Raw genomic sequence first — 21,768 nt, 5'->3', positions numbered from 1 at the left:
GGATTAAAGAGACGTGAGCGCGGCGCGCGCAAGGTCGGGCGGCTCGCGACACCCTGGTGGGGCGGATCGCTCACATGCGCGCGACGTCCTCCGTGAACACCCTTTGTTTCACGGGGGACAGATCAGCCCCGGCTCATTGGCATCCACATCCTGGAGCGCGAGCAGACACGTGAGCGCGTCTGGATCCACGGAATCCATCAGGTACGTCCGGCGCCACAGCAGCGCGGCGAAGCGCGTGGGCAACTGCGAGTCCGGCGTGACGAGCGCGCGGCGCACGCCGTTGCTGCCCACCGCGGCCTTGGCCATCGCGGCCTCCAGCTTCGCGACCTCGTCGGGGCAGCCCTCCGGGCAGTTGTAGAGGAACACCGCGTGGCCGTGCTCCAGGTTGTGGATCCACGAACAGCGCGGCTGCTCCTCGGTGTAGTTGCGGCACGACAGCCACGTGGAGCAATGCAGGCCGGAGTTGGGCGGGTTCTCACCATTGCCGCACGCGGTGCTGCCGCACGAGCTCACGTGATTGGCGGGCGACGTGTCCGACAGCGGGAACGCGTACCGATCGCAGGCTTCGCCACCGGGGGTGGGCGGATCGTCGCTCGTCGAACCGCAGGCGAGGCACAGCGAGAAGAGGAGGGCGGAGAGGGCGCGAGGCATCCACCCCGTCATATCGCAACAGCCGGGGGCGCCTCAGCCCGGCGCCACGCCACGCCGGTCCACGTCCTGGTCGCTCAGGCCTCCGAACCCCAGCGCATCCATCAGGCGCAGGAAGTCCGCCGGGGGCAGGCTCCCGCCCGTGGCTCGCGGATGGCCGTGCGCGAACGAGCCTCCCATCGGCGGCAGATCCAGGCCCCGCAGCAGCGCGAGCAGGTCCAGCGGCTCGCGGCTTCGCAGCACGAAGTTCACGCGGCCGGGCAGGTAGCCCGTGTTGGCGGCGACGACGATGTGGTCCGGCAACCGCTGCACCCAGCGCATGGCCACCAGCGGGTGCACCTGCGCCTCGGAGCTGAAGAGCAGGAGCGCCTTGTTGCCCGCGAAGCGCGGCGGCGTCTTCGCGCACCGGGCCACCTCGCGCTGCACCTCCAGGCGGCAGTCGCGCAGCGCGTCCACGCCGGGCACGCGCCCCTCCGCGATGTCCGTCGCGTTGCCCGCGCGCAGGAGCACCTGCATCGCCAGCGGCGCCGCGAACCGGCTGGAGCGGCGGGCCGCGTTGAGCAGCGCCACCGCCTCCGTGACGGACGAGCGCTTCGCCCGCCGCAGCGCGTCCCGGAGGAACGGCATCGGCGCGTCCGCGCCCAGGTCCGCCACCGTCCCCAGCACCGCCAGCCACTCCAGCGGACCGGGCACGATGAACGACGACGTGAGCACGTACGTCAGCAGGCTCGTGTTCGCCACGGGCGCATGGCCATAGGCGGTGAGCACCCGCGCGCCGGGTGGGAAGTCCTCCGATGCGTGGTGGTCCACCACCAGCGTGGGAACCCCGGGCAGCAGCGGCTCCGCGCGGCTGCCCATGTCCAGCACCACCAGGGCCTCCGCGGAGGAGGCGACCAGCCGCTCCAGGAAGGCCGGGTGGTGGACGTCCTCTCCCTTGCCCGGCAGGCGCGCCGTCGGCCGGGCGCCCAGGGACTGAAGTGCCCGGAGCATCAGCACTCCAGAGGTAAGCCCGTCCACGTCCGTGTGCGGGACGACGAGCACGTGCTTGTCCCGGCATGCTTCCAGGAACTCGCGCGCCTGGTCCATCGCCGCCTCTGGCGCCGGCCAGTGCGCGTCTTTCGTGTGTCCCAGAAGCATGAAGCAAAGCTGTCACTGCCTGTAGCGGCACGGCAGGGCGCGCCCGTCGTGGCTGGTTGCCCTCCGGACGGCTTCCCACGTCCAGGCATACGGCGCGAGCGTGGTGACCTTCGCTGGCATGGAAGGCCTATCGGCGGGCCCCGAGTGCCGCGTCGTCATCCACGTGGGCGGCGCCGCCCCCAGCCGCCCGGAGGCGCTGGACGCCGCGCACGCATGGAAGGACCGCGCGGTTTTCGCACTGCGTCGGGAGGCGATGTCGCAACGTCCACACAAGGGGCAGGGCGCGCGGGCGCCGTGACTTCGCGGGTGCGAGGGCAGGGCACTTCCCATAGTGTCCGCGCCCATGACCCGCACTCCCCAGTCCCTCATTCGCGCGGCCCTGGCCGCCCTGTCGCTCGCGGCGCCCGCCGCCAGCGCGCAGGCCAAGACGACGCCCGCTCCGGCCGCGAAGGCCACGCCCGCGGAGGCGAAGCAGTTCGCCGAGAAGCTCAACGCGGACCTGAAGCAGCTCTGGACCCGCCAGGCCACCGCCGAGTGGATCAAGAGCACGTACATCACCGACGACACGGAGCGGAACGCCGCCTCCGTCAACGAAGAGGTGATGGCCTACGTCAACAACGCCATCAAGGACTCGCGCCGCTTCGACGGGCTGAAGCTGGACGCGGACACCGCGCGCATGCTGCACCTGCTGCGCGTGTCCCAGACGCTGCCCGCCCCGTCCGACCCCAAGCAGCGCGCGGAGCTGGCCTCCACCGCCGCGAAGCTGGAGGGCCTCTACGGCAAGGGCAAGTACTGCGGCAAGGACGGCAAGGGGAAGTGCCGCGACCTGGAGGAGCTGTCCGACGTCATGGCGGAGAGCCGCAACGCCAACGAGCTGCTCGACGCGTGGACCGGCTGGCACGCCATCAGCCGCCCCATGCGCCCGCTCTACACGCAGTTGGTGAACCTCTCCAACGCGGGCGCGAAGGACATCGGCTTCAACGACCTGGGCACGCTGTGGCGGTCGTCCTACGACATGACCCCGGCGGAGTTCGAGCAGGAGGCGCAGCGGCTCTGGGGCCAGGTCAAGCCCATGTACGACGAGCTGCACTGCTACGTGCGCGGCCGGCTGGCGAAGCAGTACGGCGAGGCCGCCGTGCCCGCCGGCAAGCCCATCCCCGCGCACCTCTTGGGCAACATGTGGGCGCAGGAGTGGAACAACATCTACCCGCTGGTGGAGCCGTTCCCCGGCCAGGCCAGCCTGGACGTGGACAGCGCCCTGGTGAAGCAGGGCTACGACGCGCAGAAGATGGTCAAGCTGGGTGAGAAGTTCTTCACCTCGCTGGGCCTCAAGCCGCTGCCGCAGACCTTCTGGGAGCGCTCGCAGTTCACCAAGCCCCGCGACCGCGACGTCGTCTGCCACGCGTCCGCCTGGGACGTGACGTACGACAACGACCTGCGCATCAAGATGTGCATCAAGCCCACCGAGGAGGACCTGGTCACCATCCACCACGAGCTGGGCCACAACTACTACTACACGTACTACTACAAGCTCCCCGTCCTCTTTCAGGCCGGCGCCAACGACGGCTTCCACGAGGCCATTGGCGACGCGCTCACGCTCTCCATCACCCCGGCCTACCTCCAGCAGGCGGGCCTGCTCAACGCGGTGGAGAAGAACGACAAGAACGTCATCAACCTCCAGTTGAAGGACGCGCTGGAGAAGGTGGCCTTCCTGCCCTTCGGCCTGCTGGTGGACCAGTGGCGCTGGGACGTGTTCAGCGGGAAGGTGAAGCCGGCGGACTACAACAAGAGCTGGTGGGCGATGCGCACGAAGTACCAGGGCATCGCCGCGCCGGTGGCGCGCACGGAGCAGGACTTCGACGCGGGCGCCAAGTACCACGTGCCCGCCAACGTGCCGTACACGCGCTACTTCCTCGCGCGGATCCTCCAGTTCCAGTTCCACAAGGCGCTGTGCGAGGCCGCCGGCATCAAGGGCCCCCTCAACGAGTGCTCCATCTACGGCAACAAGGCCGCGGGCGCGCGCCTGCAGGCCATGCTGGAGCTGGGCGCGAGCAAGCCGTGGCCGGACGCACTGGCGGCGATGACGGGCACGCGCCAGATGGATGCCACGCCCATGCTGGAGTACTTCGCCCCGCTGCGCCGCTGGCTGCAGGAGCAGAACAAGGGCCAGAAGTGCGGCTGGTGACGTGAGCTGGGAGTGGACACCCCCGGGGACGGGCGCTTAGGCTGCGCCCGTCTTGTAGGGTTGAACTCTGTAGGACCGGACGGCGACTCTTCCTGTCCGCGATGAAAGAAGAACAAGGCAATGGCAACTGGAACCGTGAAGTGGTTCAACGACGCGAAGGGCTTCGGCTTCATCACCCAGGACGGCGGCGGCGAGGACGTGTTCTGCCACCACACCGCCATCAACATGGACGGCTTCCGCACGCTGGCCGAGGGCCAGAAGGTGGAGTTCGAAGTCACCAAGGGCCCCAAGGGCCTGCAGGCGCAGAACGTTCGCGCGATCTGAGCCTGACCGCTTCTTGATTCACCCATGAAGGTCCGACTCTCTTCTGGGTCGGGCCTTCTGTATTTTCCGGAGCCCGCATGCCCGCCTTCCGTCCGCGCTTCCTCCCCCTGGTGGTCGCCCTCGGGTGCGCCACGACGTCGCCCTCCACACCCCCCGCGCCGCCCGCCGCCACCGCGCCGTCCGCGCCCGTGTCGAAGCAGTCCCTGGCCGCGCTCGAGCAGGAGCTGGTGAAGCAGCACGGCGAGTCGCAGCGCGCCCGCATCGAGCGGGGCCTGGAGCAGGTGGCCGCGCTCTGGCGCCCGGAGGACGGGGACCTGGCGGCCTTCGCGCGCGAGCAGTTCCTGCCCACGGGCCCCCAACTGGATGCCACGTTCACGCGCTTTGAAGGACTGTTCGAGCAGCTCGACGGCCACATGAACGAGCTGGGCCGCGAGCTCCAGTGGTTCACGGACCTGGACCTGGGGCCGCTGCTGCCGGTGGAGCCGCTGCTCGCGGCGTATGACCCTTCCTCCAACGTCACGTCGGACCTGTTCAGCGCGAAGCCGGGCTTCGTGGTGCTGCTCAACTTCCCGCTCACCACGCTGGCCGAGCGCGTGAAGGAGGGCCCGTCGTGGACGCGGCGCCAGTGGGCGGAGGCGAAGCTCGCGTCGCGCTTCAACCGGCGCGTGCCCGCGGCGGTGGAGCAGAAGGTGTCGCAGGCCATCGCGGACGCGAACCTCTACATCGCCGAGTACAACGTCTGGATGCACCACCTGGTGGACGCGAAGGGCCAGCGCCTCTTCCCCCAGGGGCTGCGCCTCATCAGCCACTGGAACCTGCGCGACGAGCTGAAGGCGGACTACACGGATCCGCGGGGCCTGGAGAAGCAGCGGATGATCGTCCAGGTGATGGAGCGCATCGTCACGCAGACGATCCCCGCCGCCGTCATCGATAACCCGCGCGTGGACTGGGATCCGTTCACCAACAAGGTCACGGTGGCGCCGCCGGAGACGGTGGAGGCGAACGCGCCCCAGCGCGCCGTGAAGGCGGACGCCGCGCCGGAGCCGGACACGCGCTACGCGCGGCTGCTGGCCACGTTCAAGGCCTCGCGGAAGGTGGACCCGTACTCACCGGTGGCGCCCACGCGCATCGCCCGCGCCTTCGAGCTGGACCGGGGCCTGCCGGAGGAGCGCGTGCGCGCGCTGCTCACCCAGCTCCTGGAGTCCCCGCTGGTGCCGCGCGTGGCGAAGCTGATGGAGACGCGCCTGGGCCGCCCGCTGGAGCCGCAGGACCTGTGGTACCCCGGCTTCCGTCCGGGCGCGAAGGTGCCGGAGGCGCAGTTGGACGCGCTGACGCGCAAGCGCTACCCCACGGCGGACGCCTTCGCGCGCGACATCCCGCGCATCCTCCAGGGGCTGGGCTTCACGCGGCAGAAGGCGGACGTGCTCGCGTCGTACATCCGCGTGGACGCCTCCCGAGGCGCGGGCCATGCCCAGCAGGCGCTGCGCCGGGGCGACTTCCCGCGTCTGCGCACGCGCGTGGAGAAGGGGGGCATGGACTACAAGGGCTACAACATCGCGGTGCACGAGCTGGGGCACAACGTGGAGCAGGTCTTCAGCCTGTACCAGGTGGACCACACGCTCCTGTCCGGCGTCCCCAACAACGCCTTCACGGAGGCGCTGGCCTTCGTCTTCCAGGCGCGCGACCTGGAGCTCCTGGGCCTGGGCCAGCCGGACGCGGCCAGCGAGCGCGAGCGGGTGCTCAATGACTTCTGGCAGGCGTGGGAGATCGCCGGCGTGGCGCTGGTGGACATGGCCACGTGGCATTGGATGTACGAACACCCGGACGCCACGCCCGCCCAGCTCCGCGACGCGGTGGCCGGCCTGTCGCGCGACGTGTGGAACCGCTACTACGCGCCCGTGCTGGGGCGGAAGGACAGCCCGGTCCTGGGCATCTACAGCCACATGATCAGCTACCCGCTGTACCTGCCAGACTACCCGCTCGGGCACCTCATCGCCTTCCAGATTGAAGAGCACCTGAAGCAGCACGGCCCGCTGGGCGCGGAGTTCGAGCGCATGGCCACCTTCGGCTCCGTCACCCCGGACGAATGGATGCGCCACGCCACCGGAGCCCCCGTCAGCGCGGACGCTTTGTTGCGCGCCACCGAAGCCGCGCTGTGATAGTTCAGGCATTCCCCATTTAACTCTTCTGGAGGATTGACCTTGAATTTCATCTCTCGTGCGCTGGTGCTGGGCTCGCTGTCGACCGTGGTGGGCTGTGCGTCGATGAAGGGCGGCACGAAGACGCCGGACACGACGGAGCCGAAGCCGTCGACGGCGTCGCTGGTGGACTACTGCGACGACACGCAGAAGGCCATCTCCAAGGAGGCGGACACGCTGGCCAGCCCCTACGGGATTGATCAGCACCTGGACAAGAACTTTCCGGACCGCAAGGTGTCCTGGCTGATGACGGACAGCGCGTACCAGAAGTTCGTGGTGCAGACGGGCGCGAAGAACTTCGGCCGCTGCAACGACACGGCCTGCTACCTGTTCGCGGCGCCGTCGGCGTCCATCCACGGCGCGGTGGAGAAGGCGAAGACGGCGGACGGCAAGCACGACCCCGCGGTGCTGGGCCAGGCGCTGGGCCTGCCGGCGAAGAACTTCGAAGGCCCCCTGCGGATGATGACGCTGGACCTGGGCGCGCAGAAGGTCTGCACGCGCCTGCCGGTGGACGCGGACCCCGGCGTGTGGAAGTGCCAGACGCCCGAGGACACCGACTGCTTCAAGTTCGGCGGCTACACGTCCGGCGGCGCGCCGGAGGTGATGGTCATCAATGCGCCGGTGGCGGACACGCAGGTGGCGGAGATCCCGTGAGCGACGAGGAGGTGCTCCTCCAGAGCCCGCTCCTGTACCGCGTGCTGCGCGGGCGGGACGGGGGGCTGTCCATCGAAGTGGTGGTGGGCGGCTTCGTCCAGTTCGAGGTGCGCGTGCGCCTGAACGCGGAGGAGACGGAGTCCTTCCAGAAGGAGGGACGCGCGTTCGCGGACCGGCTGGCCCAGGCCATCATGGCCAACCCGCCCTTCGGCGGCCGGTCCGTGAAGCTGCCCGTGTCGTGACGCCTTCGCGGGGACCCGCCGCACGCGGGTCCCCGTCGCAGGCGCGCTACGGCGTGGCGGCGGTGTTGCCGGGGATGTCCACCAGCTCCACCTCGAAGGTGAGCACGGCGTTGGGCGGGATGCGCGAGCCCGTGGGCGGGCGCTCTCCGTACGCGGTGCTCGCGGGGCAGGTGAGCTTCGCCTTGCCGCCGACCTTCATCTTCTGCACGCCCTGGGTCCAGCAGGGGATGACGCCGTTGAGCGGGAACTCCACCGCCATGCCGCGCTTGTAGGAGCTGTCGAACTCCGAGCCGTCCACCAGCGTGCCCTGGTAGTGCACCTTCACGGTGTCGATGGCGCGGGGCGACTTGCCGGTGCCGGCCTTGAGCTCGCGGTAGATGACGCCGGAGGGCAGCCGCGTGGCGCCGGGCTCCTTGGACGCGCGGTCCAACGTCGCGACGTTGACCTGGGCCATGCGCGCCTTGGCGAGCGTCTGGATCTTCGACGCGTACTCCTTCGGATCCACCGCGGGCGGAGCGCCGGCGACCGCGTCCTGGATGCCGCGCTGGAGCAGCGCCAGCTCCTCCGGGGTGAGGGCGAGCGCCGTCACGCTCTGGCCCAGCGAGAGGCCGAGCGAATAGATGGTCTTCTGATCCTCCGTCTTGAGCTCCACGGGCTCCTGGGCGGAGGCCGCCTTCGCGGTGGCCGCGGGCGCGGCGGCCGGCTTGGAGCTCTTCGTCGGGGCCTGGGCCAGGGCGAGGCCCGGAGCACCGAGCATCAGGACCAGGGCTGCCTTCCACTGCATACGCATGCTGCCGCCTTTCACGAGAATGGCAGGGACCATAGCGCCGCTCGCGCGCCGCCGGTCGCTCATCCGCGCGCACAGGCCAACGCGAAGAATCCAGCGAGCGGAAAACCACGGCGCACGCAGGCCTGCCTGGGGGGCGGGAAGGGCGCCGTTTTCTTGCGCGCATGACGTCTGAACGTACTGTGCCTTCAGGTCGCTGCACCCCCGCAGCAGGCTGTTGCACCAGCCGGAGGTCATGAGCCAATGAGCGAGAAGCGGAAGGCCAATCGGGCGCCCCTGGACATCTACCTCAACAAGTACATGGGCGGCGTGCCGTACATGACCCGGGCCGCGGACATCAGCCAGGAGGGCGTCAGCCTCTCGCGCCTCATCGAGCCCCAGCACGACGCGCGCCGCGTGGGCCTCCAGTTCCAGCTCCCTGGCTCCGAGGAGATCATCTACGCCGAGGGTGAAGTCGTACGCGAGTGGAAGGAGCTGGGCCGCAAGGAGCAGTCCGGCGTGCGCTTCACGCTGCTCACCGAGCGGCACCGCAAGATGATCGACGCCTACGTCGACCGTCACAGCGAAGGCAACTGACTCAAGGCGTTACCCTCCGCGTGCGTCACCGCGATTGCGCGGTGCCACCGGCGGTTCGCGGTCCCCCGCGCTGGACCCATCAGGCGGATCCGACTGTCCCCGGGTCGCCTTGACTTCGCGCGAAGTGCCCCCCTTGAATGACCGGAGAGGTTCCCTGTGCGCTCGCCGACGTGTCGCGGCGACAACGGGAGGAGTGCTCCGTGAGGCGTTCGCTGTGGGGATTGTTGCTGGTCGTGCCGCTGACGGCGCTGGGCCAGGGCAAGGACGCGATGGTCGCCGCACCCGCCACGCCCGCCGCTGAACCCGCGCGCGGCGCGGGCACTCCGGGCATCAACTGGGAGGGACAGGTCCTGCGCGCCACGGGCGCCGGAGCCCCGGACCTCAAGGCCGCCAACCCCGGGCAGGCGCGCCTGGGCGCCGAGCGCGCCGCGAAGCAGGACGCGTTCCGCAACCTGCTGGAGCAGGCCAGGAGCATCCAGGTGAGCGCGGGCCGCACGGTGGGCGACGAGCTGGCGCGTGACGAGGTGAAGAGCCGCGTCGAGGGCGCCATCCGCGGCTACAAGGTCGTGGCCACGCGCTACTTCTCCGACAGCGGCGTGGAGATGGACGTGGAGGTGCCGCTCGCGGTGCTCGCCGCGGCCCTGACGCCCGCGCAGGAGCCGGCCATCGTGCTCAACGCCGAGGGCGCGGCGAAGTACACGGGGCTCGTGGTGGACGCGCGAGGGCTGGGCGCGAAGCCGGTGCTCGCGCCCCGGCTGGTGGACGCGACGGGCAAGGCGCTCTACGGCGCGACGGTGCTCACGCCAGAGGCGCGCGGCACGGCCGGCGTCGCGGCCTGGTTCAACAGCCTGGACGCGGCCCGGAAGGCGTCGCGCGTGGGCGACAAGCCCCTGGTGGTGAAGGCCGCGCATCTCCAGGGCTCCGACCTGGTCCTGAGCGCCGAGGGCATCCGCGCGCTCACCGAGGCGAACACCCGCTTCCTGGCCGAGGGCCGGGTCGTCATCGTCACGCAGTGATGGCCGTGGGCTCCTTCCGGACGACGGCGGTGCTCGCGCTGGCGGCGATGCTCGCGGGCGCCTGCGCGGCGAAGCAGGAGCAGCCCGCGACGGTGGCCCGCGCGGAGCAGTTGATGGCGTCCAACTCCGCCAAGCGCGGCGACCTGGTGCTCCGGTGCGAGCCCTCGGACGCGCAGATCCTCCTGGACGGCGTGGAGCAGGGGACGTGCAGCGACTTCTCCGGGGTGTCGCGGAGCCTGCGGTTGGGGGACTCCGACTTCCACCAGGTGGAGGTGAAGAAGCGCGGGTTCTACCCCTACACGACCTACTACCAGCCCCGTGGCGCGCGGGTGACGTTGAACGTGAAGCTCCGGCCCCTGGCGCCCGAAAGCGGCGGCGTTTCGCCCTGAAGCTCCGGGCGCGTCCCGGGATGGCCACGCCCGCGCCAGGGTCGGCGCCCCGCACCGCGAGGGGGCGGGCGACGCCCCGAGCCTGCTCAAGGGCAGCAATCAGGGCCTGAAGACGCCGTAGGATGGGCGGGGACAGGAGGCGGTCATCGGACGTCGCAAGAGAGGCAGTGAGCGCGCGCTGAAGGGGGCCCCCCAGCCCATCGCGACCCCGGAGGTGTCCCCGGTGCTGCACGTCGTGCACCCGGAGCCCGTGCCTCCGCCGGGCGACCCCTCGGCGCTGGACGAGGCGGAGGCCCGCCGGGTCGACTTCATCTGGTCCGGCGTGATGGTGGGCTCGCTGGCGCTGGTGTTCGCGCTCCTGTCCGTGTTCGGCGGGGTGGCGGTGCCGGTGCTGCTGGCGCTGACGGGCGCGTACGCGTTCAACCCGCTGGTGACGCTGCTGGAGAGGCGCGGCGTGGACCGCACCTGGGGCACGTCCATCCTCTTCTTCGCGGGCACGCTCCTGATGGTGGGCGCGGGCCTGTACCTGGTGCCGGTGTTCCGCGACGAGGCGGCGAAGCTGCCCGGCTTCTTCCAGCGCGCCAGCACCCAGGTGGTGCCGCAGGTGGAGTCGCTGCTGGGCGTGTCGCTGCCGGACCTGGTGAGCCAGCGCACCGCGGAATTGGGGGAGAAGGCCTCCGAGCTGCTCCAGAGCGCGGGCCCCACGGCGGCGCGGCTGGTGGCGAGCTTCGCCGGCAACACCGCGCGCTTCGCGGCCACGCTGCTGGGCCTGTCGGTGGTGCCGGTGCTGGCGTTCTTCTTCCTCCAGGACTACCCGCGCCTCATGGGGCGCATCCAGGACCTGCTGCCGCGCCGCTCCGTGGTGCTGGTGACCCAGCGCTTCCGCGAGGTGGACGAGGTGCTGTCCGCCTTCGTGCAGGGCCAGCTCACCGTGGGCGCCATCCTGTCGGTGCTCTACGCGGTGGGCCTGTCCCTGGCGCGCATCGACCTGGCCATCGCCATTGGCCTCATCGCCGGCTTCGGCAACATGGTGCCCTACCTGGGCACGGGCATCGGCGTGGTGCTGGCCCTGCTGGGCGTCCTGCTGTCCTGGCAGGGGCCGTGGCAGCTCGCGGTGGTGGCGGCGACCTTCATCATCGGGCAGTTGGCCGAGGGCTTCGTCATCACCCCGCGCGTGGTGGGGGAGAAGGTGGGCCTGGCCCCCGTGGCGGTCATCATCGCCGTGCTCGCCTTCGGTGAGCTGTTCGGCTTCGTGGGCATCCTGCTGGCCGTCCCGGCGAGCGCCATCCTCAAGGTCGTCCTGAGCGTCGTCCTCCAGCGCTACCGCCGCACGCAGCTCTACAAGGGGAGGGTGCAGGGGCCGTGACGAAGCTGGAGAAGCTGCACCAGGAGATCATCGCGTGCCGGGCCTGCCCCCGGCTGGTGGCGTGGCGCGAGGAGGTGGCCCGCGTGAAGCGGCGCGCCTACCGCGACTGGGACTACTGGGGGAAGCCCGTCCCCGGCTTCGGCGACCCGAAGGCCCGGCTGATCATCGTGGGGCTGGCGCCCGCCGCGCACGGGGCCAACCGCACGGGGCGGATGTTCACCGGGGACCGCTCCGGGGACTTCCTCTACGCGGGCCTTCAGCGCGCGGGCTTCGCGAACCAGGGTCACAGCGAGCACCGGGACGACGGGCTGAAGCTGACGGACGCCTTCATCGTCGCGGCCGGCCGGTGCGCGCCGCCGGACAACAAGCCGCTGCCGGAGGAGCTGGCCCGCTGCGCCCCGTTCCTGGACCGGGAGATGGCGCTGTTGCCCGGCCGGGTGCTGCTCGCCCTGGGGGCCATCGGGTGGAACGCCGCGCTGGCCTCGGCCGCCCGCACGGGTGGTCCGCTCCCCACGCCCCGGCCCGCCTTCGGCCACGGCGCCGAGTTCCGGCTGCCGGACGGCCGGTGGCTCGTGGGCAGCTACCACGTCAGCCAGCAGAACACCCAGACGGGGAGGCTCACCCCCGCCATGTTCGACGCGGTGATGAAACGCGTCCGGGCGTTGTTGGAGACGTGAACGCGGGGAAGATCAGGGCCCGCGCTCATGTTCCTTGACAGGTGCGGGAGCCCGCTGTTATTCCCCGCGCCCATCCGCACGACGGGTCGTTAGCTCAGCGGTAGAGCACTACCTTGACACGGTAGGGGTCAGTGGTTCGATCCCACTACGACCCATCATCAGTAAGTGATCCATCTCGCGGGCGGCCGGCTTTCTCAAAAGCCTGCCGCCCGCGGTTTTTTCCAGCGCAGGGGTTTATCCGCCATGTCCGAATCCATCACGGTGACGCTCCCCGACGGCAGCCAGAAGCAGACCGCCCGGGGCACGACCATCGCGGACTTCGTGAAGGGCAGCATCGGCGTGGGGCTCGCGAAGGCGGCCCTGTTCGCCCGGGTCAACGGCCAGGACATGGACCTGGCCCGGACGCTCGACGAGGACGCGAAGCTGCAGATCTTCACGTCCAAGAGCCCGGAAGGCCTGGACCTCATCCGTCACGACGCCGCGCACGTGGTGGCCAGCGCCGTGCAGAAGCTGTTCCCCGGCACGCAGGTGACCATCGGTCCCGCGACGGAGGAGGGCTTCTACTACGACTTCTTCCGCGAGAAGCCCTTCACCCCGGAGGAGCTGGAGAAGATCGAGGCCGCGGCCAACGCGGAGCTCAAGCAGGACGCGCCCTTCGTCCGCACGGAAATCTCCATGGAGGACGCCATCAAGCTCTTCGAGGAGAAGGGCGAGAAGTTCAAGGTGGAGATCGTCAAGGACATCGCCGCCAAGGGCGCCAAGACGCTCACGCTCTACACCCACGGCGACTGGGTGGACTTCTGCCTGGGGCCCCACGCGCCCAGCACGGGGAAGATCGGCGTCATCAAGATCCTCTCCTCCAGCGGCGCGTACTGGCGCGGCGACCACCGCAACCCCATGCTCCAGCGCGTGTACGGCACGGCCTTCTTCGACAAGAAGGCGCTGGATGCCTATCTCACGCGCATCGAAGAGGCGAAGAAGCGCGACCACCGCAAGCTGGGCAAGGAGCTGGACCTCTTCCACTTCCACCCGTACTCGCCGGGCGCGGCCTTCTGGACGCCCAAGGGCACCGCGCTCTACCAGACGCTGTCCAACTGGATGCGCAACCTCACGGCCGGTGACGGCTACGTGGAGATCAAGACGCCCCTGATGTTCAACAAGGGCCTCTGGGAGACGAGCGGCCACTGGGGCAAGTACAAGGAGAACATGTTCCTGGTTCTCGACAGCGAGTCCGGCGAGCACGACTTCTCCCTCAAGCCGATGAACTGCCCGTCGCACCACCTGTTCTTCGGCTTCAAGAAGCACAGCTACCGCGACCTGCCCCTGCGCCTGCACACCCAGGACGTGCTCCACCGCAACGAGGCGGCCGGCTCCCTGGGCGGCCTCACCCGCGTGCGCCAGTTCGCGCAGGACGACGCGCACATCTACTGCATGGAGAGCCAGATCACCGACGAGGTGCGGCGCTTCGTGCAGCTCCTGGACCGCGTCTACAAGGCGGTGGGCCTCACCTACGCGGTGAAGCTGTCCACGCGCCCCGAGCAGCGCCTGGGCGACGACTCCCTCTGGGACCGCGCCGAGGGCGGCCTCAAGGCGGCGCTGGAGTCGCTGGGCCTGGCGTACGAGCTGGCCCCCGGGGACGGCGCCTTCTACGGCCCGAAGATCGACTTCGCGGTGTCGGACAGCATTGGCCGCCGGTGGCAGTTGGGCACCATGCAGTTGGACTACCTGGCCCCGGAGCGCTTCGATCTCACCTACGTGGGCGAGGACAACGCCGAGCACCGCCCGGTGGTCCTCCACCGCGCCATCTTCGGCTCCTTCGAGCGCTTCACCGCCATCCTCATCGAGCACTTCGCGGGCGCCTTCCCGGCGTGGCTGGCCCCGGTGCAGGCCACCATCGTCACCGTGGCGGACCGTCAACTGGACTACGCACGCAAGGTGCGGGACGACCTGCGCGCCAAGGGCTTCCGCGTGGAGCTGGATGAGCGCGGCATGACGCTCAACGCGAAGATCCGCGAAGCCCAGATGCAGAAGGTCCCCTTCACCCTGGTGGTGGGGGACAACGAGGTGGAGGCCGGCGCCGTCGCCCCCCGCCGGTACGGCGGCGAGGACCTCAAGTCCATGAAGTCCGCGGACTTCGAGGCCCTGCTGGCCAGGGAAGCCACGCTGCCCTGAGCTGTGTGGGGGACTTGACTCTCCGTCCGGGCTGAACTACGTGCCCGGCTTTCCGGGGATTGGAGGACACCCTCCATCCCCGACCGTCGGAGGGTCCTCCCATCGTTCGCGATCAGAGAACCAATCGCCGTATCCGAGCCCGGGAGGTCCGCGTCGTCGGACCCAACGCCGAGCAGCTCGGAGTCATGTCCCTGGAAGCAGCCCTGGCACGCGCCCAGGCGGACGGCCTCGACCTCGTCGAGATCTCCCCCATGGCCAAGCCGCCGGTCTGCAAGATCATGGACTACGGCAAGTTCAAGTACGAGGAGAAGAAGAAGGCCTCGGAAACGAAGAAGAAGCAGGTCGTGGTCCACCTGAAAGAGGTGAAGCTCCGCCCCAAGACGGAGGAGCACGACTACGAGTTCAAGGTCCGCAACACCCGCCGGTTCCTGGAAGAGGGGAACAAGGCGAAGATCACCATCCAGTTCCGGGGTCGTGAAATCACCCACAAGGAGCTGGGGAGCGCCATCCTGGACGATGTGGTGAAGGACCTGAAGGAAATCGCGGTGGTGGAGCAGAACCCCCGGATGGAGGGGCGCCAGATGTTCATGATCCTGGCCCCCAACCCGAAGGTGGCGCAGCGCGCCCGCGAGCTGGCCCGGCAGCAGGTGGAGGCGGCCGGAAAGAAGCAGGAGGCCAGGCCAGCGGTCGCCGCGGCGGTCGTTTCAGCGTCGGCTGTAGGAAATCCTGCCCCCGTCGCGGCAAAAGAGTGATAGAGGCTTCCGCCCAAAGCGTCCGGGGACCGTGTGCCCCGGACCGCCGTCAGTCACGAAGATTGCCGGCCGACAGGAAGCAGAAGGAAGGTTTGGGATCATGCCCAAGTTGAAGACCCGCAGCGCCGCGAAGAAGCGCTTCCACGTGAAGAAGAGCGGCCAGGTGAAGTTCGGCAAGGCGTTCAGCAAGCACCTGTTCACCTTCTCCAAGACGCCCAAGCAGAAGCGCGGCAACCGTGGCACGGGCCACCTGCGCGACATGGACGCGAAGAAGGTCATCAAGGAGCTGTTCCCCTACGGCGCCTGAGTCGTCCTCGGGTTTGAACCAATCGTGAGTCCTGGCGGAGCGGCGTGAGGCCAGCGCCCCGGGGCTCCCTTCCAGAAGTCAGGAGTGTGTCATGCGCGTCAAAAAGGGTTTCAAGGCTCGTCGTCGTCGTAATCGCATTCTCAAGCTTGCGAAGGGCTTCCGCGGCCGTCGCAAGAACTGCTACCGCCGTGCGAACCAGGCCGTCGAGCGCGCCCTGGACTACGCCACCCGCGACCGCGCGGTGCGCAAGCGCAACTTCCGCTCCCTGTGGATCGTCCGCATCAACGCGGCCGCTCGCACGGTGGGCCTGTCCTACTCGAAGCTGATCGCCGGCCTGGCGAAGGCGAAGATCTCCCTGGACCGCAAGGTCCTGTCGGATCTGGCCATCGCGGACCCCGCGGGCTTTGCCGCCATCGCCAACATCGCGAAGGCAGCCTGAGACACGGCCGGCGGTGACGCCGGCTCCCGAAGCTGAAACGGGCTGCCTCCACCAGGGGGCGGCCCCTTTTTTTTGCCCGGCGCCAGAAGGCGTTCCGGGGCGTGAACGGAAGGCGGGAAGAGGACCATGCGAGACCGGTTGCAGGCGTTGGCGGACGCGGCGCGCCAGGAGATCTCCGGCGTGTCGGAGCCCTCGCAGGTGGAGGCGTTGCGCATCCGCTACCTGGGCAAGAAGGGCGAGCTGTCCGCGGTGCTGGGCGGCATGGGCAAGCTGCCCCCGGAGGAGCGGCGCGCCCTGGGTGAGGTGGCCAACAGCGTCAAGGCGGAGCTGGAGCAGCTCCTGGCGGACGCCACGAAGCGCGCGGAGGACGCGGCGCTGGAGGCCCAGTTGAAGGGCCCCAGGCTGGACGTGACGCTGCCCGGGCGCGCGGTGCTGCCCGGCGGACGGCACCCGGTGTCGCGCACGCTGGAGGACATCGTCCGGACGTTCGCGCGGCTCGGGTTCGAGGTGGCGGTCGGCCCGGAGATCGAGCTCGACTACTTCAACTTCGAGGCGCTGAACCTGCCCAAGGACCACCCCGCGCGGGACATGCAGGACACCTTCTACGTGGACGAGCCCACGCTGGGCCACGCGAAGAAGGCGGACAGCCCGTCGCTTTTGCGCACGCACACGTCGCCGGTGCAGGTGCGGCACATGCTGTCGCGCAAGCCGCCCATCCGCGCGGTGATGCCGGGCCGGGTGTACCGGCGCGACTCGGACATCACGCACACGCCCATGTTCCACCAGGTGGAGGGTCTGCTGGTGGACAAGGACGTGAGCTTCGCGGAGCTGAAGGGGACGCTGGACGCGTTCGTGAAGGCGTTCTTCGGCTCGGAGACGCGCACGCGCTTCCGCCCGTCGTTCTTCCCCTTCACGGAGCCCTCCGCGGAGGTGGACGTCACCTGTGCGTCCTGCGGCGGCAAGGGCTGCCGCGTGTGCAAGCAGACCGGCTGGCTGGAGGTGCTGGGCAGCGGCATGGTGCACCCGAACGTCTTCACCGCCGCGGGCTACGACCCGAAGGAGGTGACGGGCTACGCGTTCGGCATGGGCGTGGAGCGCCTGGCCATGCTGCGCTACGGCATCGACGACCTGCGGATGATGTTCGAGAACGACGCGCGCTTCCTCGCGCAGTTCTGATTCCGGCCCACCACTCAAGAGGACAACCCCGTGAAGATTTCAGTGAAGTGGCTGGGTGATTACGTCGCGCTGCCGCCGTCCGTGGACGAGCTGGCGCGCAAGCTGACCGCTGCGGGCCTGGAGATCGAGGGCGTGGAGCGCCCCGGCGAGGGACTGCGCGGCGTGGTGGTGGCGCAGATCCGCGAGTCGGTGCAGCACCCCAACGCGGACAAGCTGTCCGTCACGCAGGTGGACATCGGCGGCTCCGCGCTGTTCCAGGTGGTGTGCGGCGCGAAGAACTTCAAGGTCGGCGACAAGGTGCCGCTGGCCACGGTGGGCGCGAAGCTGCCCAACGGCATGGAGATCAAGCAGGCCGCGCTCCGGGGCGTGGACAGCTTCGGCATGCTTTGCTCCGCGAAGGAGCTGGGCATCACGGAGGACTCGTCCGGCCTGCTCATCCTCCCCGCGGACACGAAGCTGGGCCTCCCCATCGCGGAGGCCCTGGGGCTGGATGACTCCGTGCTGGAGGTGAACGTCACCCCGAACCGGCCGGACGCGTTGAGCCACCTGGGCATCGCGCGCGAGGTGGGCGTGGTGACGGGCGCGCCGCTGAAGGTGCCCCAGCCGAAGCCCGCCGAGTCCGGCAAGGCCGTGGCGGAGCGGGTGAAGGTGCGCATCGACGCGAAGGAGCGCTGCTCGCGCTACGCGGCGCGGGTGGTGGAGGGCATCACCGTCCAGCCGTCGCCGCAGTGGATGCAGGACCGGCTGAAGGCGTGCGGCGTGCGCGCCATCAACAACGTGGTGGACGTCACCAACTACGTGCTCCTGGAGTACGGCCAGCCGCTGCACGCGTTCGACCTGGAGAAGGTGGCGGGCCAGGAGATTGTGGTCCGCACCGCGAAGCCGGGCGAGAAGCTGCGCACGCTGGATGACAAGGAGCGCACGCTGGACGCGGACGACCTGGTCATCGCGGACCGCGACCGCGCGCAGGCGCTGGCGGGCGTGATGGGCGGCGGCGACAGCGAGGTGACGCAGGGCACGAAGCGCATCGTCATCGAGTCCGCGCACTTCCACGGCTCCGGCGTGCGCCGGTCCGCGAAGCGCTACGCGCTGCACACGGAGGCGTCGCACCGCTTCGAGCGCGGGGCGGACCTGGACGCGGTGCTGCCGGCGTTGGACCGGGCCGCGCAGCTCATCGCGGAGCTGTCGGGTGGCACGGTGGCCCCGGGCCGGGTGGACGTGCAGCCCGAGCCCCTGGCGCCGCGCCGGGCGACGCTGCGCTACGCGCGGGTGGAGAAGGTGCTGGGCGTGGCGGTGCCGGAGGCGGAGGTCCGGCGCATCCTGACGGCGCTGGGCTTCAAGTCCGTGGAGGAGTCCGCCGGGCAGACGACGTACGAGGTGCCGCGGGCGCGCGTGGACGTGGAGCGCGAGGAGGACCTGATGGAGGAGGTCGCCCGCGTGTACGGCTACGACAACATCCCGGCGCGGCTGCCGCGCGGGCTGGAGACGCTGGCGCCGGAGCCGCTGTCCATGGAGGCCGAGCGCCGGCTGCGCCACGCGCTGGGCGGCGCGGGGCTGTCCGAGGTGGTGAACTACTCGTTCGTGGCGCCGAAGTCGCTGGAGGTGCTGGGTGGGAAGGAAGCGCCCATCGCGCTGATGAACCCGCTGAGCGTCGAGCAGTCGGTGATGCGCACGAGCCTGCTGCCGGGCCTCTTGGAGAACCTGTCGCGCAGCGTGCGCCACCAGGTGGAGTCGGTGGGCCTCTACGAGACGGGCCGGGCGTACTTCCGGGACGCGGAAGGCGGGCAGGGCATGCGCCCGGCGGCTCGCGAGGTGCCGCGCGTGGCGGGCCTGGTGTGGGGCCTGCGGGGCGGTGGCCGGAGCTGGACGCAGAAGGACTCGCGCGTGGACTTCTACGACGCGAAGGGAGCGGTGGAGGCGCTGCTGCACGCCCTGCACGTGGAGGGCGCGGCCTTCACCCCGGCGGAGGCCCCCGCGTACCACCCGCGGAGCTGCGCGCAGGTGGCGCTGAAGGACGGGACGGTGCTGGGCCTGGTGGGCGAGGTGCACCCGCGCGTGGCGAAGGCGCTGGGCCTGCCGGAGGGCGTGTTCGTGTTCGAGCTGGACACGGAGCCGCTGTACGCGGCGGCGCGGCTGGTGCCTCAGGCGGCGGCGCTGCCGAAGTACCCGGCGGTGCTGCGCGACCTGGCGGTGGTGGTGCCGCTGGAGCTGCGCAACGAGGAGGTGCGCCGGGTCATCCTGGAGGTTGGGGCGCCGCTGGTGGAGGACGCGCTGGTGTTCGACGTCTACACGGGCAAGCCCATCCCCGAGGGGAAGAAGAACCTGGCGTACGCCTTGAGGTACCGCTCGCCCGAGCGGACGCTGACCGACGCGGAGGTCACGGCGGCCCACCAGCGCATCATCACGGAGGTGAACCAGCGGCTGGGGGCGGCGCTGCGCGCCTGAATTCCTGAATGAAGTCAGGACGTTGACACGGTTCGGGGAAGGCTGACACCATGCCCCGCGTTCACCGGTCCATCACGGGTGCCAGAGGACTCGCATGACGAAAGCGGACATCATCGAGGGCGTCTACGAGAAGGTCGGCTTCTCCAAGAAGGAGTCGGCGGAGATCGTCGAGCTCGTCTTCGACACCGTGAAGGAGACGTTGGAGCGCGGGGACAAGATCAAGATCTCCGGGTTCGGAAACTTCCAGGTGCGCCAGAAGAAGGCGCGCGTGGGGCGCAACCCGCAGACGGGCAAGGAGATCGAGATCAGCGCCCGCCGGGTGCTGACCTTCCGGCCGAGCCAGGTGTTGAAGAGCGCGCTGAACGGCGAGGCACCGCCGGAGAACCACGCGGAAATCGACGCGCAGGAGGATGCGGCGGCGGACGCGGCGGAGGCCCGGGGCGAGGACTTCGACGAGGGAATGGAAGAGGGCGACGAGTAGGTTTTTTTCACCGGCGCCCGTCACCTCGCGCTTGACCCAGGAAAGCGGCGAGGGCATAAGGCAGCACCGTTTCACGACGGCGGTTTTCGGGGCGTAGCGCAGCCTGGTAGCGCACTTGCTTGGGGTGCAAGTGGTCGCAGGTTCAAATCCTGTCGCCCCGACCAAATAGAGGCCCTGGAGTTTCCGGTGCGAGCCGGTGACTCCAGGGCCTTTGTCTTTGGGGACTCGACACTCCCGCGGCGACCTGGGCTCCTGCCCGGTGCGAGGGATGCGTCAGCGCGTGCCGGACGGCGGGCAGTAGGCGCCCGTCAGCATGGACCAGAGCTGGGCGGACTCGGTGGGGAAGAAGAGGTAGCTGCCGGCGCGGGTGAAGACGCCGGACTCGCCAGACCCCGCGCCGTAGATTCCGGGCGCCGAGCCCATGGGGCCGGGGATGATGTCCTCGACCAGCCGGGCGCGGCCCTGGAAGACCTTCCACGGCTCGAACCCGTGCGTGCCGTCGTCCGCCGCGAAGTAGAGTTTGCGGCTGGCCACCGTGAGGCCGTAGGGCGACGAGCCCTCCGCGCCCGGGCGGATGTCTCGCGCGAGCCGCGTGCCCGCGGTGGTGCCGTTACTCCGCCACAGCTCGCGCCCGTGCACACCGTCGTCCGCGGAGAAGTAGAGCAGGCCCTCGAACACGGTCAGCCCCCGGGGATAGGAGCCCTCCTGGCCCGGGAAGATGTCCGCCAGCCGCCCCGTGCCTTCGGGCGTGCCGTCGCTCCGCCACAGCTCCACGCCAGCGCCGGGGTAGTCACTCTCCACGGCGGTGAAGTAGAGGTTGCCGGCATAGGCGGTGAAAGAGAACGGCGTGTCCACCTCGTCCCAGTAGTAGAGCGGCGTGGCGGCGTCCGGGGTGCCGTCGCTCACGTAGAGGAACGGGGAGCCGTCCGTCTCGTCCACCAGGAAGAACACCCGGTCACCCACGGCGATCAACTGGAAGACGGCGGTATCCCCGCCACCGCCCACGCGGAAGAGCTCCTCGACGGCCTTGGTGGGGGACACCTCCAGCACCGCGTGGGTCTCCAGGTCCTTGTCCACGTACGCCTCGAAGACGAGATTGCCGCTGGCCGTCTCCACGAGCTCGTCGGGGAAGCTGGAGGGAGGGCCCGGGTTCACGTCCAGGTACAGCCGGGTGCCCGCGGGCGTGCCGTCGCTGGCCCACAGCTCGACGCCATGCTCCGGGGTGTACATGCGGAAGAACAGCCGGCTGCGGAACTCGCCCAGCACCGTCAGGCTCGAGCGGGGCGAGGGCGACGAAGGCTCGGTGATCAGCGGGAGGGTTCCGGCCGTGGTGCCGTCCGTCCTCCAGAGGGTGCGGCCCACGGTGAAGAAGAGCAGCCCGCGCGCCTCCGTCAGGCTGCCTACCGGGGCGTCGAAGTCGCGGAACAAGCGCGTGCCTGCGGGCGTCCCATCGCTGCTCCAGAGCGCCGGGCCGTGGATGCCGTCGTTCACGGGGAAGTAGAGCGTCCCCTTCACGCCTGTCAGCTCGTAAGGCCCCGCGAACTGCCCTCCGGCCGAGAAGTCCGCGAGCCTCGTGGCGGAGGGGCACGTGTCCCCGCTCGCGAGCCTGTCCGGCGCTTCCTGCGACGCGGGCACTTCGCCTGACTCCGAGGGCGCCACTCCGCATGCGGCCACCCCGAGCGCCAGCAGCCACGCACACGACTTCCATCCCCACCTGCCCATCATGACTTCCCCCTCCCGACAGGGCGTGATGCCCCCTCGCGGTGGCCTGCAAGCTTGGGTGGGTGCCAGGGCGCG

Annotated in this window: 20 protein-coding genes, 2 tRNA genes and 1 pseudogene; 19 read left to right on the top strand and 4 right to left on the bottom strand. The window is 69.8% G+C overall.

The window, feature by feature from the left end; genetic code table 11:
• Positions 1-108: 108 nt before the first annotated feature.
• Both K8612_RS15625 and K8612_RS15620 read right to left on the bottom strand, forming a co-directional pair.
• Positions 109-651 carry a DUF3105 domain-containing protein gene (locus K8612_RS15625; RefSeq protein ID WP_223762835.1) on the bottom strand — a complete coding sequence of 181 codons (543 nt, stop codon included), beginning with the start codon at positions 649-651 and terminating at the stop codon, positions 109-111.
• Between the two features lie 33 nt (positions 652-684).
• The gene (locus tag K8612_RS15620; protein ID WP_223762834.1) at positions 685-1,785 is read right to left on the bottom strand and encodes a DHH family phosphoesterase; all 1,101 of its coding nucleotides are present in this window, start codon (positions 1,783-1,785) and stop codon (positions 685-687) included.
• A 343-nt stretch (positions 1,786-2,128) separates the two neighbouring features.
• Here K8612_RS15620 and K8612_RS15615 point away from each other — a divergent pair, with 343 nt between their 5' ends.
• The 5 genes from K8612_RS15615 to K8612_RS15595 all read left to right on the top strand — a co-directional run bounded on the left by K8612_RS15615 (position 2,129) and on the right by K8612_RS15595 (position 7,388).
• The gene (locus K8612_RS15615) at positions 2,129-3,970 is read left to right on the top strand and encodes a M2 family metallopeptidase (protein ID WP_223738187.1); all 1,842 of its coding nucleotides are present in this window, start codon (positions 2,129-2,131) and stop codon (positions 3,968-3,970) included.
• A gap of 120 nt (positions 3,971-4,090) precedes the next feature.
• Positions 4,091-4,294 (top strand): cold-shock protein, encoded by a 204-nt coding sequence (locus tag K8612_RS15610; RefSeq protein ID WP_223738188.1) that lies wholly within the window; start codon positions 4,091-4,093, stop codon positions 4,292-4,294.
• A gap of 77 nt (positions 4,295-4,371) precedes the next feature.
• Positions 4,372-6,453: a hypothetical protein gene (locus K8612_RS15605; protein WP_223762833.1), complete on the top strand. Its 2,082-nt coding sequence runs from the start codon at positions 4,372-4,374 to the stop codon at positions 6,451-6,453.
• A 42-nt stretch (positions 6,454-6,495) separates the two neighbouring features.
• Positions 6,496-7,146 (top strand): hypothetical protein, encoded by a 651-nt coding sequence (locus tag K8612_RS15600; RefSeq protein ID WP_223738190.1) that lies wholly within the window; start codon positions 6,496-6,498, stop codon positions 7,144-7,146.
• On the top strand, positions 7,143-7,388 hold the full coding sequence (locus K8612_RS15595) for a hypothetical protein (protein WP_223738191.1): 246 nt from the start codon (positions 7,143-7,145) through the stop codon (positions 7,386-7,388). Before K8612_RS15600 ends, K8612_RS15595 begins: the two co-directional genes overlap by 4 nt.
• A 46-nt stretch (positions 7,389-7,434) precedes the next feature.
• Here the strand turns inward: K8612_RS15595 and K8612_RS15590 are convergent, their stop codons facing one another.
• Positions 7,435-8,178, bottom strand: a complete 744-nt coding sequence (locus tag K8612_RS15590) for an FKBP-type peptidyl-prolyl cis-trans isomerase (protein WP_223762832.1) — start codon at positions 8,176-8,178, stop codon at positions 7,435-7,437.
• A gap of 240 nt (positions 8,179-8,418) precedes the next feature.
• On the opposite strand from K8612_RS15590, the gene K8612_RS15585 reads away from it, so the two are divergent.
• The 14 genes and pseudogenes from K8612_RS15585 to K8612_RS15520 all read left to right on the top strand — a co-directional run bounded on the left by K8612_RS15585 (position 8,419) and on the right by K8612_RS15520 (position 20,135).
• Entirely contained in the window at positions 8,419-8,751 is a 333-nt protein-coding gene (locus tag K8612_RS15585) for a PilZ domain-containing protein (RefSeq protein WP_223738193.1), read from the top strand.
• A gap of 200 nt (positions 8,752-8,951) precedes the next feature.
• Positions 8,952-9,767 (top strand): hypothetical protein, encoded by an 816-nt coding sequence (locus K8612_RS15580; RefSeq protein ID WP_223762831.1) that lies wholly within the window; start codon positions 8,952-8,954, stop codon positions 9,765-9,767.
• Positions 9,767-10,156 (top strand): hypothetical protein, encoded by a 390-nt coding sequence (locus K8612_RS15575; RefSeq protein ID WP_223762830.1) that lies wholly within the window; start codon positions 9,767-9,769, stop codon positions 10,154-10,156. The genes K8612_RS15580 and K8612_RS15575 overlap by 1 nt, the downstream gene beginning before the upstream one ends.
• Before the next feature lie 223 nt (positions 10,157-10,379).
• A complete protein-coding gene (locus K8612_RS15570; protein WP_223762829.1) occupies positions 10,380-11,522 on the top strand; it encodes an AI-2E family transporter in 1,143 nt (380 codons plus the stop codon).
• Complete coding sequence (locus tag K8612_RS15565; RefSeq protein ID WP_120586341.1) at positions 11,519-12,199, top strand: uracil-DNA glycosylase; 681 nt, start codon at positions 11,519-11,521, stop codon at positions 12,197-12,199. The genes K8612_RS15570 and K8612_RS15565 overlap by 4 nt, the downstream gene beginning before the upstream one ends.
• Before the next feature lie 83 nt (positions 12,200-12,282).
• Positions 12,283-12,354: transfer RNA gene (locus K8612_RS15560), tRNA-Val, on the top strand.
• An 88-nt stretch (positions 12,355-12,442) separates the two neighbouring features.
• Positions 12,443-14,371, top strand: coding sequence for a threonine--tRNA ligase (gene thrS / locus K8612_RS15555; RefSeq protein ID WP_223738198.1), 1,929 nt, complete (start codon positions 12,443-12,445; stop codon positions 14,369-14,371).
• Positions 14,372-14,430: 59 nt separating this feature from the next.
• Positions 14,431-15,123, top strand: a complete 693-nt coding sequence (gene infC, locus K8612_RS15550; RefSeq protein ID WP_223738199.1) for a translation initiation factor IF-3 — start codon at positions 14,431-14,433, stop codon at positions 15,121-15,123.
• A gap of 100 nt (positions 15,124-15,223) precedes the next feature.
• Positions 15,224-15,430, top strand: a complete 207-nt coding sequence (gene rpmI, locus K8612_RS15545) for a 50S ribosomal protein L35 (protein ID WP_014397248.1) — start codon at positions 15,224-15,226, stop codon at positions 15,428-15,430.
• 91 nt (positions 15,431-15,521) lie between these two features.
• Complete coding sequence (rplT, locus tag K8612_RS15540) at positions 15,522-15,869, top strand: 50S ribosomal protein L20 (RefSeq protein WP_014397247.1); 348 nt, start codon at positions 15,522-15,524, stop codon at positions 15,867-15,869.
• A gap of 126 nt (positions 15,870-15,995) precedes the next feature.
• Positions 15,996-17,045 carry a phenylalanine--tRNA ligase subunit alpha gene (gene pheS, locus K8612_RS15535; protein ID WP_223762828.1) on the top strand — a complete coding sequence of 350 codons (1,050 nt, stop codon included), beginning with the start codon at positions 15,996-15,998 and terminating at the stop codon, positions 17,043-17,045.
• A 30-nt stretch (positions 17,046-17,075) separates the two neighbouring features.
• Positions 17,076-19,490: a phenylalanine--tRNA ligase subunit beta gene (gene pheT / locus K8612_RS15530; protein WP_223762827.1), complete on the top strand. Its 2,415-nt coding sequence runs from the start codon at positions 17,076-17,078 to the stop codon at positions 19,488-19,490.
• Positions 19,491-19,584: 94 nt separating this feature from the next.
• A pseudogene (locus K8612_RS15525) lies at positions 19,585-19,863 on the top strand (integration host factor subunit alpha); the annotation flags it as partial.
• A 195-nt stretch (positions 19,864-20,058) separates the two neighbouring features.
• Positions 20,059-20,135: transfer RNA gene (locus tag K8612_RS15520), tRNA-Pro, on the top strand.
• Positions 20,136-20,244: 109 nt separating this feature from the next.
• On the opposite strand, the gene K8612_RS15515 is transcribed toward K8612_RS15520, so the two are convergent.
• Entirely contained in the window at positions 20,245-21,696 is a 1,452-nt protein-coding gene (locus tag K8612_RS15515; RefSeq protein WP_223762826.1) for an ELWxxDGT repeat protein, read from the bottom strand.
• Positions 21,697-21,768 lie beyond the last annotated feature (72 nt).

Origin of the sequence: Corallococcus sp. AS-1-6, assembly GCF_020037015.1 — a bacterium.
Classification (GTDB): Bacteria; Myxococcota; Myxococcia; order Myxococcales; family Myxococcaceae; genus Corallococcus.
Note: the sequence above shows the minus strand (reverse complement) of the source record. Positions and strands in the feature narration are given on the sequence as shown.